Below are 14,443 nucleotides of genomic sequence, written 5' to 3' on the forward strand. Positions count from 1 at the left end.
ATGGAAAGAAGAAAATTTATACGAAATACTGCCGCATCGTCTAGTCTATTGACTCTTGGTGGCTTAGGTCTAAACTCTTGCAACGTTTTTACAAAAAAGCATATTACTATCTTACATACCAACGATGTACATAGCCATGTAGATGCATTCCCCAAAGACCATGCAGATTTTCCTGGGTTGGGAGGTTTGGCGCGTAGAGCTGGTTTGGTAGATAGCATTAGAAAAGAAAACCCACATACATTTCTATTTGATGCCGGTGATATTTTTCAAGGTACCCCCTACTTCAATTTTTATGGTGGTGAACTAGAATTTAAATTGATGAGCATGCTTAATTATGATGCTACCACTATTGGCAATCATGATTTTGACAATGGTATTGACGGATTATTAGCGCAAATACCTTACGCTAAATTTAATTTTATCAGTGCCAATTACGACTTTTCAAATACGATTTTGGACGGATTAACACAACCTTATAAAATTTATGAGAAGGACGGAATTAAAGTTGGTGTCTACGGATTAGGGATTAAACTTGCTGGTTTGGTCACCAAACAACTCTATAAAGAAACCATATTTCTTGACCCTTATGAACTGGCAACCGATATGGAGACAAAACTTAAGGAAGAGGAAAAGTGCGATTTGGTTATTTGCCTTTCTCATTTAGGATATGAATATAGCACTGAAAAACCAGATGATTTAAAGCTAGCAAAGAGAACTAAATACACCGATTTAATTATTGGTGGTCATACCCATACATTTTTAGATAAACCAACTGTAGTTACCAATACTGCAGACCGTGATGTATTGGTTAATCAAGTGGGATGTTTTGGCGTGAACCTTGGTCGTATAGATTTCTATTTTGATAACAAAAACACTATAGCTAACGGATACACAATTAAAGTCTAAAAATTAGATCTTAACATGCTTTACTATAAACGTTGTTCTAGCGATAACCCAAATTTTAAGGAATTAGTAGCGCTGCTTGATGCAGATTTAGCACTGCGCGATGGTGATGAAAATACTTTTTACGCGCAATTTAATGGCATTATGTCCTTAAAAAATTGTGTTGTCTTTTATGCTGACGAAACCCTTGTTGCTTGCGGCGCTTTCAAAGAGTTTAACAAAGACTCGGTTGAGATTAAACGCATGTATGTTCAACCAGATTACCGAGGAAAAGGAATTGCCTCAAAAGTACTAGTAGTATTAGAAGAGTGGGCAAAAGAATTGAATTACAGCTACTCCGTCTTAGAAACAGGATTACGACAACCTGAAGCCATTGCACTCTACAAAAAGAATAACTATACCGTTATCGATAACTACGCCCCTTATGAGCATATGAAGAATAGTGTTTGTTTTAGGAAGGTGTTGTAAATTTATTTCTACGATATTATCATGTATGGATATAGAAAAGAAAAGTGTAATTAGTTTAGCATAAGTCAAACACCATCTCTTAATAAATACTATGATTGTCAAAACGGATTAAATAATATCTTAACCACATAAATCCTAAATTAAATTCCAAATGCATTAACTTATAATAATTCTGCAAACTTTAGCATTGTTAACCAGCAAGCTTTATTTATGTTCCATCATCTTGAAATAATTTATATTTTCTGTGCTAGAGCCCTTTAAAACTAAATAGAAAAATTCATGTATTTGCACACTACTAATCTCTTTTAATTTTTGTATTTATGAATAACAATCACTCATCAAAATGGAAAAATTAAAAACATGCATCTCAAATCAAGTAACTATCGACAATAGCTCAATGGATGCTATTATTTCGGTTTTTAAACCAATGAATATTTCTAAAGGTAATTTCTTTTTAGAATCTGGAAAAGCCTGCAGACAAATGGCATTTATTGCATCTGGCTATTTGCGAATGTACGACATTGTTGATGGCAAGGAAATCACCTTATGGATAGGTAGTTCGGGTAAATTTATTACATCACTTTCAAGCTTTGTTTTTGAAACCCATAACCACTGGAACATTCAAGCTATTACCGATTGCACTCTTAATGTCATCAATAGAGAAGATCATTTTAAACTAAATAAAACAGAACCAAAATGGTTGGAATTTGACAACCTTCTGTTGGCGAATTCTTTCGCCTTGTTAGAAAAAAGTATGTTCTCCCAACTACATACCACAGCAAAACAAAGATTTCAAAGCTTACTAGAAGAAGAACCGGAACTCTTTAATACCGTACCATTGCAATACATAGCTTCTATGTTAGGTATTACACCAGAATCATTAAGTAGGTTGAGAAAATTGAATTAACTATCATTTGTCAAGAGAGATGATGTCTTGATTACGGAAATTTGCAAAAACAAGATTTTCAACTCATGAACAAATTACAAAACGCTTTAAAAGCCAATGCCATATTCTCTAGCATTTCAGGCATATTACTGATTATATTTAATTCTAAAATAGCTGCACTATTCGGTACGGACAATACTACTATCTTTTGGGTGGTTGGTTTGGTGTTACTTTATTTCACCATTACTATTTGGTATGAGATTAAAAAACAAAGAAGATTAGCTGTGCTATGGATTATTATTCAAGACATTTTATGGGTGGTAGCCAGCTTAATGATAATTGTACTCAATCCCTTTGATATTACCTCTACGGGGAATTTAATTATTGGAATTATTGGGGTAATTGTATTGTTTATGGCGATAAAACAAACAAAAGCACTCAATCAAAACAAAACCGCTACCAAAAATTAATAAAACACATGAAATGATTTGCTTCACATCGGAATAAAAAAAAATTAGTTATAAGCATAAGGTTACTTCTTATAAATTCAAATATTTATCTTTAAAGTTCTTTTTATTAACCTTATATTTTTTCTAATGCCATTGAAATTTAGCTATATCGCTTTACTCTTATTGTGTGTCAGTTCATGTAAAGAACAAAATAAGGACCATTCTATTGAACAACCTAATTCTATTGAAAATAAGATAGAAAATACTGAATTTCAATCTATTATAGATTCCTCAGATGTAAAGGGTTCCGTAGTCATATATGATTTAAAGAAAGACATCTATTATTCCAATGATTTTGATTGGGCAAACCAAGGAAGATTGCCTGCGTCGACTTTTAAAATTGCAAACTCCATTATAGGACTTGAAACCGGAGTCATTGAAAGTGACAGTACCATTTTTAAATGGAACGGTGAAGACAGATGGTTAGATATATGGGAACAGGATCTAGCGTTAAAAGGTGCTTTTCAATACTCATGCGTGCCCTGTTATCAAGAAGTAGCTTCAAAAATCAACCCTGAAAGAATGAACACGTATGCAGAAAAACTACACTATGGTGATCTGCATATAGACTCGTTAAACATTCGAAACTTTTGGTTGGAAGGAACATCACGTATCAACCAAATGCAACAAATCGATTTCTTAAAAAGGTTCTATGGTAACAAACTACCTATTTCAAAAAGAACAAAAGACATCGTTCAAAAAATCATGATCATCAATACGGAAAATAACTATACGGTCAGCGGTAAAACAGGCTTATCCATACGTAGCGAAAAAATTAATGGTTGGTTTGTAGGTTATGTTGAAGTAGCTGACAATACCTATTTCTTTGCCACTAATCTAGAACCATTTTCTTCTGATATCAATATGAATGAATTTAACAAAAAAAGAAAATCCATTACACTATCGGCCTTTAGAAAAATGGATATTATAAAATAAAACGATACCTCAACATAATCCTAAAACAAAACCAAGAGATAATGTGATTTCAAGAAATTCGTTATCCCATAGTTGTAATAATCATTAATTTAGTCCCATAAACTGAATTACACATTAAGATAATAAGCAATGAAAATAATAGGCATAGGAAAAAATTATGTAGTCGATAAATCTGAAATAGACGGATTAAAAAATGATGTTCAACTTATTTTTACAAAACCAGATTCGTCTTTAGTTACTGATAGTAAAGATGTCGTTTTTCCAGTGATAACCGGTCAGCTGATCTATGAAGTAGAATTGGTCGTTAAAATAGGTAAAACCGCTAAAGACGTTAGTATTGCGGATGCAAACTCCTATATCTCAGAAATAGGAATCGGTATCGACTATACAGCAAAAGATGTGCTAACGGCAAGTAGAGAAAAAAAGGGACCTTGGGCTTTGGCAAAAGGTTTTGACGGTGCGTCGCCAATTGCTGGTTTTAAACCAGTATCGGACTTTCCTGAATTAGATAATATTAATTTTGATTTAGTAATCAACGGAGAAAAGAAACAGGTTGGTAATACTGGTTATATCATTTATAACTTTGCAGAAATTATCAGTTTTGTATCCACATTCATGACCTTGAACCCTGGTGACATGATTTTTACCGGTACACCAGAAGTGGGTGCAGGTGAGACATTTAAAGGTGATCATTTACAAGCTTCTATTGAAGGAGAATTATTGTTAGATTTTAAAATGGTCTAAACAGACATACCCCCGTAAAGCATATTGCCCTTTATATAACCCAAATTTAGAATTTATTAAGGGCTTTAAGTTAACTATCAAGTTGAAACAATCTGAAAAGTAAAATGGAATTAAAGAAAGCATTTCTATCGGACCTTATAGATTTAAAGAAAATCTGTATTGCTGCATATTCTCTAAATTTCTATAATCACTGGAACGATGGAGGATTAGAATGGTATGTGAATAAAGAATTTAGTACCGAAAGACTTACATCGGATTTAACCGATATTAATATGGAATACTATTTTATTCAACATAACCTAAAAGTCGTTGGCTTTATAAAAATCTGTACGAATTCAAGACCCAATTTACAGATTGAGAATAGCGTAGAATTAGAGAAAATATATGTTCTTCCAGAATGTAAAGGAATTGGAATTGGAAAGTTAGCGCTGAAAGATATTATTAAAAGAATAGAAGAGCGAGGGAAAACAAAAATGTTTTTAAGCGTAATTGACACAAATGAAAATGCAATTTCTTTTTATAAAAAGCTTGGTTTTGAATTTCACAGTAAAACAACTTTAGATATTCCATACTTTAAAGAAGAATTGAAAGGAATGCATAGAATGGTTAAAGAATTCAACCCATAAAGCCAGTTACTAAACCTATATTTATTACTTTATTTTGATGCAAGTATATACTCAACAATTACCTTTAACTCTTCATCTAAACTGATTGTAGGATATTCTTTTTTCGCCAAACGATACCAATACCCTGCATTAAAACGATCACCTTCTTTACGGTGCAAATACGCATGTAACCAACTACCCAAAGTACTGTGCATGTCTTGTGCTATGTTATGAGAAGCTTCCCAATCGCCTTTGGCATCATACCAAGCCGCTTTTAGTTCGTCTGACCATTCTTTTGGAACAGTGGACAGTTCTAAACTCTTTTCAAATTCAAGATAGGTCTTTGGTATCATTTTACAACTCTTTTAATAAGCTTCTCTACTGTTAAGCCTTGTCCGATAATAGAGAATACCACAACTATGTATGTAATCACTAAAAATGCATCTCTATGCATTTCATCAGATAAGCCTAATGCCAATGCTATGGATATACCACCACGCAATCCGCCCCAGGTCATCACCAAATTAGTTCTCGGTACAAAGTCTAACTTCTTTTCAAAGAACTTAATAGGTAGTAACAGCGATAAATAACGACAAATCAATACTAAAGGAATTGCCAGCAATCCGGCAATTACATATTCTGTTTTGAAGGATAGTACAAGCATTTCCATCCCTATTAAAACAAATAGTAAAGTGTTCAATAAAATATCTAACAGCTCCCAAAATTTATCTACATAGGTTTCTGTAGTTTCTGACATGGCTGAATTACGTACCGTGTCATTACCAACTACCAAACCTGCAGCAACCATTGCCAATGGAGCAGACAAATGGAATTTCTGCGCAATCAACGTTCCTACCATTACCGTTGCCAAGGTGATGATTACTTCTATATCATAATCATCAATAGATTTCATAAGCTTCCATGTTCCCCAACCTAGTGCCAGACCTAATGCCAACCCACCTATGACCTCAACTCCAAAAAGTTCTAAGATGTCTAACGGACTAACAGCTACCTCAGTGGCAGATGCCAATTGAAAAATGGTTAAGAAAACAACTACTCCTACCCCATCATTAAACAAAGATTCGCCCACAATTTTAGTTTCCAATTGCTTTGGTGCTCCTGCCTTCTTCAATATTCCCAATACTGCAATTGGATCTGTAGGTGAGATTAACGAACCGAACAATAGACAATAGATAAAAGAGATATCCATTCCTATCAATTGTAATAAATAATACATGCTCATACCTACTAAGAAGGTTGATACCAACACACCTAAGGTAGAGAACACCAATATAGGCCAACGCTGTACTTTTAATTGTTCAAAATTTGTATGAAGTGCTCCTGCGAATAACAGGAAACTCAACATAATATCTAGCAATACAGCTTTAAAATCAATCTGGGTTATAATATATCGCTCTGCATTAATTAAAGTGTCATCAATATAACCTATTAAAAAAACTGCCAATGTAAACAGAATTGTAATCAGCATTAAGCCAATACTGTTAGGTAGTTTTAGAAAACGAGCATTTATATAGCCAAAAATTGCCGATAGAAATACTAGTACTGAAATTATTGTAAAAACGTCCATAGTTGTTTATGCTAACATGTTTATAAAATCTTGCTCACTGATAATCGGTATTTCCAACTTCTCTGCCTTGGTACGCTTACTTGGTCCCATTTTATCCCCTGCAACCAAAAAACTAGTCTTTGATGAAATGGAAGAACCTACCTTACCTCCATTATCTTCTATTTTCTTCTTAAGTTCATCTCTACTTAATATCTCAAAAACACCTGATACTACAAAGGTTTTACCTGCTAAAGTATCGGTCTGGTTTTGTAATTTCTCTGCAGATATTTCTAATTGCACTCCGTAGCTACGTAATCTTTCTATAGCATCTATATTCTTTTCATTTGCAAAAAAGTCTATCACACTTTGTGCTATACGATCACCTATTTCATCTACCGAAGTCAAGTGCTCTAGAGTTGCTTCTTTTAGCGCATCTATATTCTTATACGCTTTTGCCAATTTCTTTGCCACGGTCTCCCCTACAAAACGAATACCTAAAGCGAACAAAACACGCTCAAAAGGCACTTGCACCGATTCCGATACGCCTTTGACTAAATTGTCTGCGGACTTCTCAGCCATTCGCTCCAAAGGCAATACATCTTCTTTGGTGAGTTTGTACAAATCGGCATAATCGTCTATTAAACCTTCTTTAAATAGTAATTCAACAGTCTCACCACCTAAGCCTTCAATATCCATTGCCTTTCTTGAAATGAAATGCTGAATACGACCAGTTATCTGTGGCGGACACCCATATTCGTTCGGACAGTAATGTTTAGCATCGCCTTCTGTTCTAGTCAGCTCTGTTCCACATTCCGGACATTGATGTATATACACAGTAGGTCTAGAATCTGCAGGTCTTTTAGTTAAATCTACCGCTATAATTTTGGGAATAATCTCTCCTCCCTTTTCTACAAATACGGTATCACCTACACGCACATCTAATTTTGCAATTTGATCTGCATTGTGCAATGAAGCTCTTTTTACTGTTGTACCTGCCAATAACACGGGCTCTAAATTTGCAACGGGAGTGATAGCCCCTGTACGACCAACTTGATAGCTTATTTCATTTAGCGTAGTAAAGACTTGCTCTGCCTTAAACTTATACGCCATTGCCCATCTTGGTGATTTTGAAGTAAACCCTAGTTCTTCTTGATTCTGAAGACTATTTACTTTAATCACTACACCGTCAGTTTCATAAGGTAACTCATGTCGTTTTACATCCCACTCCTCAACAAAAGCCATAACTTCATCTGTGGTTTTGCAAAGCTTTGCAACGGTTGGCACTTTAAAACCCCATTCACGGGCTTTCTCTAACATGTGAAACTGAGAATCTATATTCAAGTTTCTACCTACTATACTATATAGCAAACACTCTAACGGTCTTTCCGCAACAGCACTACTATCTTGAAGCTTTAAACTACCTGAAGCTGTATTTCTAGGGTTCATATATGGATCTTCTCCATTTGCTACGCGCTCTTCGTTCATTTTCATGAATCCGTCAAAAGGCAAAACGATTTCTCCACGTATATCAAACTTCTCAGGGTAATCTCCCTTTAGTTGCAGCGGAACAGATTTTATCGTTTTAATATTATTGGTGACATCGTCTCCCTGAATTCCGTCACCACGAGTAACTGCCTTTATCAGTTTTCCTTTTTCATAGGTTATACTGATAGATGCACCGTCATACTTTAACTCACAGGTAAAAGCAACAGGCACATCGCCTAGGTTACGCTGAATACGTTTCTCCCAATCTTCTAAATCTTCTTTAGAATAAGAATTATCTAAAGAATACATTCTGTGCTCATGAACTACGGTCGCAAAATTCTTAGTGATCATTCCACCAACCCGAAGTGAAGGTGAACTGGCATCATAGAATTCTGGATGTTTTGCCTCCAAATCCTGTAATTCTTTCAATTTCATATCAAAATCATAATCAGAAATGGTCGGACTATCCAACACATAGTAATTATGATTATGCTCTCGTAACGCTGTTCTAAGTGCTTCTATTTTTGCCTTCATATTCCTTAAAGCTGCTCTTTAATAATCCACTTTGGTGTTGGTAACGGAATGTAATTTTCCATTTTTTCTAGTAATGAATTTATATCATCGTCCACCAAAATAGTATTTATATGTTCTTGTTTTACAAAACCTTCTTTGACCATTTCATGCATCATCTTTAAAAGGGAATCGTAAAATCCGTTTGTATTTAATATTCCTATCGGATATTGATGTAGCCCCAGTTGAGACCAGGTCAACATTTCAAAAAATTCCTCCAAGGTTCCAAATCCGCCAGGTAACATTAGTATTCCGTCAGATAGATCATGCATCTTCAATTTACGTTCATGCATGTTTTGGGTAACGATTAATTCTGTTAACCCCTCATGAACCACTTCTTTCTTTTTTAGAAATACAGGAATTACTCCTATCACCTTTCCTCCATTGTTTAATACTCCTTCAGCTACTTTACCCATGATGCCTATTTTAGCGCCACCATACACCAACTGAATAGTTTTTTTCGCAAAAATCTCTCCTAATTCTGATGCCTGTAAACCATATGCAGAATCAACACCTTCACTACTACCGCAAAAAACTACAATACTTTTCATTTTCTTATTCCTTTTATCATGCGGTCATTGCCAAACATATCTTTCCGTAACTCTATAGTCTTGAAATTAGATTCTTCAAGTAAATTCATCGTTTCTTTGCCCAAATACTGATTAATCTCTAAATACAAACATCCGTCTTCATTTAGATGGTCAGCTGCAAAATTAACTACTGCGCTATAAAACTTTAAAGGGTCTTCATCAGGAACAAAAAGTGCCAAACCAGGCTCATGGTCTATGACATTATTATGCATTTCTTCTTTTTCTAATTCTCGCACATATGGCGGATTAGATATAATTATATCAAACTTCTGGTCTAATTCTTTTGTTGCCGTTTCTTTATCTAGTGAAAGTATATCCGCTTTGAAAAAATTTACGTTAGCACTAAGTAATCGGTTATTTTCCACTGCTACTTTCAAAGCATCCGCAGAAATATCCAATCCGAATACTTTTGCATTCGTCAAATTCTTATCCAAAGAAATTGGAATACAGCCACTACCTGTACCCATATCCAGAATAGTCAATGATTGTTTTACATCTTTTACATCGTCCAATATCCAACGAACCAATTCTTCAGTTTCAGGTCTTGGTATCAATACATGCTCATTGACCTTAAACTCTAGGTCCATAAAATATGATGTTCCAATAATATGCTGAATAGGCTTTTCTAGTTTTAATTCAGATAAGGCTTGAAATATAACAGTCTCTTGTCTTTTATCAATTAGCAGCCCTGGCTGTATTGCTAAAACAAAACGTTCTAAATCAAAATAATGCTCAATTAGTAAATAGAAGAAACTATTGACCTCGTCCTTACCATAAATAGCATCTAATTCTAAATGAAATATATTTTTAATCTCCTTTAATAACACAGTTACATTTTTTTAAGCATGAATACGGGACAAGAATAATGACCCGTATCTCCCATTCTGTCCTCTATATATTCAAAGCCCATTTTCTTGTATAATTTCTGAGCAGCTTCCATACTAGGTAATGTCTCTAGATAACAAGAATCAAAACCATATTCTTTGACACGATTTAAACAAACGCTTATCATTTTATACCCTAGACCCTTACCTCTAGCCTCTTTCAAAAAATACATTTTCTGAAGCTCACTTACATTACCCTCATAATTATCTAATTGAGCTATACCTGCACATCCCAAAATAGAACCATTCTCTTCTATAACAAAATAAGTTGCCTTAGGTTTCTCATAGTGTTCAAACATGTTATCTAATGAAGGGTCTTCATATGCTGTTCCCACTTTTGGAACACCCATATCCGCTAATACCTGTCGTATAACTTTGGCTACTTGCGGGTTATCTCCCTTTCTAATTTCACGGATAATGACATTTTCCATAAGAATAAGGCAATAGGTTTTAAAGTACTATTTTTGAAGTGTGAAGATACGTGATATGCGTATAATGTTAAAGTTTGATGTCCATTAATAATCTAGATACCAACAATTCAATGCCGTTAAATAAAGACGCGCTTTCTACCGATGAAACCTATATGCTTCGTTGTTTACAGATAGCAAAGAACGGACTAGGCTTAACAGCACCTAACCCTATGGTAGGAGCTGTAATTGTACATAATGATAAAATTATAGGCGAAGGATTTACAAGTACCTACGGTGGCGCTCACTCTGAGGTAAATGCAATTAACTCCGTTTCTGATGTTTCACTTTTAAAATCATCTACCATTTATGTAACCTTAGAACCTTGTTCTCATTACGGTAAAACTCCGCCTTGTGCAGATTTAATAATAAAAATGGGAATCCCTAAAGTTGTTATAGGTTTAAAGGATCCACATGAGAAAGTAGCCGGTAAAGGAATTAAAAAATTAGAAGAAGCAGGTTGTATTGTACTAGTTGGTATTCTACAAAAAGAATGCGAGGAACATCACAAACGCTTTCTTACTTTTTTCACTAAAAGACGACCATACTTAATTTTAAAATGGGCAGAAACCGCTGACGGATTTATTGCTCCTGAACCTTTAAAACGTGAAGAAGAGAAGAAACCCTATTGGATCACCAATACCAAATCGCGACAATTAGTGCATAAATGGCGAAGTGAAGAGGCTGGTATTTTGGTAGGCACGAATACGGTCTTAGATGACAATCCGCAATTAAACTTAAGAGATTGGGACGGCAAAGCACCAACACGCATAGTATTAGATAGAAGTCTAAAAATAACAACGGATTACCATGTATTTGACGGAAAACAAAAGACCATTGTTTGTACCGAAATAAATGAACGCAAAGATGATATTGCCGAAGTAACTTATAAAGTCTTAGATTTTAATTCTAACATACCACAACAACTGTGCGATATGATGCACGAAGAACAAATACAAAGTGTCATAATCGAAGGCGGATTACAAACACTACAAAGTTTTATTGATGCTAACCTTTGGGATGAAGCACGAATTTTCAAAGGAACAAACAGATTCTCTAAAGGCATTGCCGCACCGAAAATATCAGGACGCAAACTAAAACAAATTCAAATTTTAACCGACCAACTAACCATAATACGTAATGATTAAAAATATCATATTTGATTTTGGAGATATCTTCATTAATCTAGATAAGCAAGCCCCTTTATTAGAAATGGCAAAATTCGGATTCACTGAATTGACCCCGGAATTGGATACTATTTTTAAAGAATACGAAATGGGATTAATGGAGTCTGATGAATTTGTTAATCGACTACAGGGTATTTTTACCAATGCTTCTAATAATCAAATTAAAGACGCATGGAATTCCATTATTTTAGATTTTCCCGAAGAACGCTTAGAATTCATTGAAAAACTAAATAGCGATAATAAATACCGATTGTTTTTATTAAGTAATACCAATGATTTACACATAGACAAAGTGAAAGAATCCATGGGATTGGAACGCTTCAACAGGTTTAAAAACTGTTTTGAGGTTTTCTACCTATCTCAAGAAATGAAAATGCGCAAACCTAATGCAGATATTTATGAATTTGTCTTGAAAGAAAATGAATTAAATGCAAATGAGACGTTCTTTTTAGATGACACTAAAGATAATACAGATGCCGCTTCTAAGCTAGGTATACATTGCTGGAATCTTCAAGTAGGTAAAGAAGATGTTCTAGAAACTTTAAGCCATCTCTAAATGATGTATTTAGCGCTTAGCATTCTTTTCTCAAGTCTAATCTTCGTTATTTTTAAATTGTATGCCAAATATCAGGTTCAAACGATATATGCCATAATTACCAATTACTTTGTTGCTTGCACTGTAGGTGTCATTTATTATAATGAGCCTATACACCTAGCTGAAATACCACAGAAAAGTTGGTTTTGGGGCAGTATCGCTTTAGGTCTTCTTTTCATACTTATATTCAATCTAATGGCAGCCACCTCTCAGAAACTAGGAGTCTCTGTTGCTTCGGTTGCTACAAAAATGTCGTTAACCATACCGGTACTATTCGGAGTGTTCTTCTATAAAGAATCACTTGGAGTATTAGAAATTATAGGAATCATATTAGCCTTATTAGCCGTTTACTTTACGTCATTAAAAGAAAAGAAGATCAAAGCGGAGAAATGGGCTTTTGCACTACCTGTTTTGGTCTTTCTAGGTTCCGGAACTATCGATACCAGCATAAAGTATTTTCAAGATGCGCATATGCCCGAAGAGGAATATGCCTTGTTCTCAGCTACTGTTTTTGCCGCTGCAGGTATATTCGGTTTATTCTTCATAGCATTTAAATCTACCAAGCAACGACTTAAAATTAATTTCAAAAATATACTAGGCGGTATTTGCTTAGGTATACCTAATTATTTTTCCATCTACTTTTTATTAAAAGCGCTACAACATCCTACGTGGAACAGTGCTTCGGTTTTTACCATAAACAATGTTGCTATTGTTATGTTCTCAACTTTGCTTGGTATTTTACTTTTTAGAGAGCGCCTAACGTTCAAAAACTGGTTTGGAATAGGATTGGCTATCTTTAGTATCATTCTGGTCGCTTTTGGTCAGCAACTAATGACTTTCATTTAAAATATTTCGATCACTACAATGGACGCCTATAAAACAATCGCCAAACCATCTGGTCCTATTTTGTTCAAAGAGCGAAAGAGCAAGTTTTATGGCTATTGTTTTCCGGTTTCTGATGAAGACACCATTAAAGAACATATAGAAGCGCTTAAGAAAGAATACCCCACAGCAAACCACGTATGCTATGCTTGGCAAATGGGTATTGAAACAAAATCGTACCGCGCTAATGATGATGGTGAACCAAACAACTCTGCAGGTATGCCCATTTATGGTCAGTTGCAGTCTTTTGATGTTACGAATACCTTAGTTTCGGTTGTTCGTATTTTCGGCGGAACCAAATTAGGTGTCGGCGGATTAATAAGTGCTTACAAAGAAGCCGCAAAGTTAGCTTTAGAAAATGCTAAAATAGTTACCAGAGTTTTACAACAACAGCTTTCGGTAACGTTTGAGTATTCAGAAATGGATATTGTAATGCGCTTGGTAAAAAAACACCAATTGAATATTGTATCTCAAGATTTACATCTAAAATGTAAAATGATATTGTCTATCAATAAAAGTGATTTTAATGAGACAATGAAACTTTTAAAAGCTCATCACAAATTAGAGATTAAAGAAATCGAATAGTTTCTAATAGTCTAATTTATCTAAAAGTAATTGCGGACATCTAGTCGGTCTTTTGCGCTTCATGTCCATAAAAACCAACACGGTATTTGCCGTAGCTAATAATTCTCCTGCTTCATTCGTAATTTCATAATCAAATTCAATTCTTACAGCAGGTTTTTTATTCAAAATAACTTTAACAGTTATTAAATCATCATACAATGCCGACTTCAAATATTTTATGGACAAACTTATTACCGGAAGCATAATTCCGCCTTCCTCCATGCTTTTGTAAGAAATACCTAACGCCCTTAACCATTCAACTCTTGCCAATTCTAAGTATTGAGCATAGTTACCATGATAGACAACCCCCATCTGGTCAGTTTCTGAGTATCTAATTCGAAAAGAAATTTCGTTTGTTCGCATTTATTTCAAGTAAAAAGTATATATTTAAAAGCTCCCCTATTGAGTAAGCGAACATGAGAAAAAAAAAGGTCAAATTCAATGACAATCGATTTTTTTTTTCAATAATTTGTTCACATATTTGCCCAAGTTGAAAGAGAACCTATACTGATTTTTTATAATCGCCTATAGTTCAACACTA

18 protein-coding genes are annotated in these 14,443 nt (G+C 34.5%); 11 read left to right on the forward strand and 7 right to left on the reverse strand.

All coding sequences use genetic code 11. The features are described from left to right. The 7 genes from Q0871_RS02680 (at position 1) to Q0871_RS02710 (ending at position 5,072) form a co-directional block, all read left to right on the forward strand. Positions 1 to 906 (forward strand): bifunctional UDP-sugar hydrolase/5'-nucleotidase, encoded by a 906-nt coding sequence (locus Q0871_RS02680; protein WP_299317564.1) that lies wholly within the window; start codon positions 1 to 3, stop codon positions 904 to 906. A gap of 15 nt (positions 907 to 921) precedes the next feature. Next, a complete protein-coding gene (locus tag Q0871_RS02685; RefSeq protein WP_299317566.1) occupies positions 922 to 1,371 on the forward strand; it encodes a GNAT family N-acetyltransferase in 450 nt (149 codons plus the stop codon). A 343-nt stretch (positions 1,372 to 1,714) separates the two neighbouring features. Beyond that, positions 1,715 to 2,278 (forward strand): Crp/Fnr family transcriptional regulator, encoded by a 564-nt coding sequence (locus Q0871_RS02690; protein ID WP_299317568.1) that lies wholly within the window; start codon positions 1,715 to 1,717, stop codon positions 2,276 to 2,278. A 65-nt stretch (positions 2,279 to 2,343) separates the two neighbouring features. Continuing rightward, positions 2,344 to 2,727 (forward strand): hypothetical protein, encoded by a 384-nt coding sequence (locus Q0871_RS02695; protein ID WP_299317570.1) that lies wholly within the window; start codon positions 2,344 to 2,346, stop codon positions 2,725 to 2,727. 126 nt (positions 2,728 to 2,853) lie between these two features. After that, on the forward strand, positions 2,854 to 3,702 hold the full coding sequence (gene blaOXA / locus Q0871_RS02700; RefSeq protein ID WP_299317571.1) for a class D beta-lactamase: 849 nt from the start codon (positions 2,854 to 2,856) through the stop codon (positions 3,700 to 3,702). Between the two features lie 129 nt (positions 3,703 to 3,831). Beyond that, on the forward strand, positions 3,832 to 4,446 hold the full coding sequence (locus Q0871_RS02705) for a fumarylacetoacetate hydrolase family protein (protein ID WP_299317573.1): 615 nt from the start codon (positions 3,832 to 3,834) through the stop codon (positions 4,444 to 4,446). 104 nt (positions 4,447 to 4,550) lie between these two features. Beyond that, positions 4,551 to 5,072 carry an N-acetyltransferase gene (locus Q0871_RS02710; protein WP_299317575.1) on the forward strand — a complete coding sequence of 174 codons (522 nt, stop codon included), beginning with the start codon at positions 4,551 to 4,553 and terminating at the stop codon, positions 5,070 to 5,072. A gap of 29 nt (positions 5,073 to 5,101) precedes the next feature. Here Q0871_RS02710 and Q0871_RS02715 read toward each other — a convergent pair whose 3' ends face one another. Genes Q0871_RS02715 through Q0871_RS02740 form a run of 6 tightly spaced genes read right to left on the reverse strand, consistent with a single transcriptional unit; the run spans position 5,102 to position 10,578 of the window. Then, positions 5,102 to 5,404 (reverse strand): hypothetical protein, encoded by a 303-nt coding sequence (locus Q0871_RS02715; protein WP_299317576.1) that lies wholly within the window; start codon positions 5,402 to 5,404, stop codon positions 5,102 to 5,104. Continuing rightward, a complete protein-coding gene (locus Q0871_RS02720) occupies positions 5,401 to 6,639 on the reverse strand; it encodes a sodium:proton antiporter (protein WP_299317577.1) in 1,239 nt (412 codons plus the stop codon). The genes Q0871_RS02715 and Q0871_RS02720 overlap by 4 nt, the downstream gene beginning before the upstream one ends. Before the next feature lie 6 nt (positions 6,640 to 6,645). Further along, complete coding sequence (gene ligA, locus Q0871_RS02725; protein WP_299317579.1) at positions 6,646 to 8,637, reverse strand: NAD-dependent DNA ligase LigA; 1,992 nt, start codon at positions 8,635 to 8,637, stop codon at positions 6,646 to 6,648. 5 nt (positions 8,638 to 8,642) lie between these two features. Further along, positions 8,643 to 9,224: a TIGR00730 family Rossman fold protein gene (locus Q0871_RS02730; protein WP_299317582.1), complete on the reverse strand. Its 582-nt coding sequence runs from the start codon at positions 9,222 to 9,224 to the stop codon at positions 8,643 to 8,645. After that, positions 9,221 to 10,090 (reverse strand): peptide chain release factor N(5)-glutamine methyltransferase, encoded by an 870-nt coding sequence (gene prmC, locus Q0871_RS02735; protein ID WP_299317585.1) that lies wholly within the window; start codon positions 10,088 to 10,090, stop codon positions 9,221 to 9,223. The genes Q0871_RS02730 and prmC overlap by 4 nt, the downstream gene beginning before the upstream one ends. Positions 10,091 to 10,092: 2 nt before the next feature. Next, on the reverse strand, positions 10,093 to 10,578 hold the full coding sequence (locus tag Q0871_RS02740; protein WP_299317588.1) for a GNAT family N-acetyltransferase: 486 nt from the start codon (positions 10,576 to 10,578) through the stop codon (positions 10,093 to 10,095). Positions 10,579 to 10,688: 110 nt separating this feature from the next. On the opposite strand from Q0871_RS02740, the gene ribD reads away from it, so the two are divergent. From ribD to Q0871_RS02760, 4 genes are read left to right on the forward strand one after another with little or no spacing between them, the layout of a single operon-like run. Further along, positions 10,689 to 11,762: a bifunctional diaminohydroxyphosphoribosylaminopyrimidine deaminase/5-amino-6-(5-phosphoribosylamino)uracil reductase RibD gene (gene ribD / locus Q0871_RS02745; RefSeq protein ID WP_299317946.1), complete on the forward strand. Its 1,074-nt coding sequence runs from the start codon at positions 10,689 to 10,691 to the stop codon at positions 11,760 to 11,762. After that, a complete protein-coding gene (locus Q0871_RS02750; RefSeq protein ID WP_299317592.1) occupies positions 11,755 to 12,357 on the forward strand; it encodes an HAD-IA family hydrolase in 603 nt (200 codons plus the stop codon). Before ribD ends, Q0871_RS02750 begins: the two co-directional genes overlap by 8 nt. Beyond that, entirely contained in the window at positions 12,358 to 13,242 is an 885-nt protein-coding gene (locus Q0871_RS02755) for an EamA family transporter (RefSeq protein ID WP_299317595.1), read from the forward strand. Positions 13,243 to 13,260: 18 nt separating this feature from the next. Beyond that, the gene (locus tag Q0871_RS02760) at positions 13,261 to 13,863 is read left to right on the forward strand and encodes a YigZ family protein (protein ID WP_299317597.1); all 603 of its coding nucleotides are present in this window, start codon (positions 13,261 to 13,263) and stop codon (positions 13,861 to 13,863) included. A 3-nt stretch (positions 13,864 to 13,866) separates the two neighbouring features. Here the strand turns inward: Q0871_RS02760 and Q0871_RS02765 are convergent, their stop codons facing one another. Then, entirely contained in the window at positions 13,867 to 14,265 is a 399-nt protein-coding gene (locus tag Q0871_RS02765) for a thioesterase family protein (RefSeq protein WP_299317600.1), read from the reverse strand. Between the last annotated feature and the right edge of the window lie 178 nt (positions 14,266 to 14,443).

The sequence above is a fragment of the uncultured Maribacter sp. genome, from assembly GCF_947500985.1.
Taxonomy (GTDB): Bacteria; Bacteroidota; Bacteroidia; order Flavobacteriales; family Flavobacteriaceae; genus Maribacter.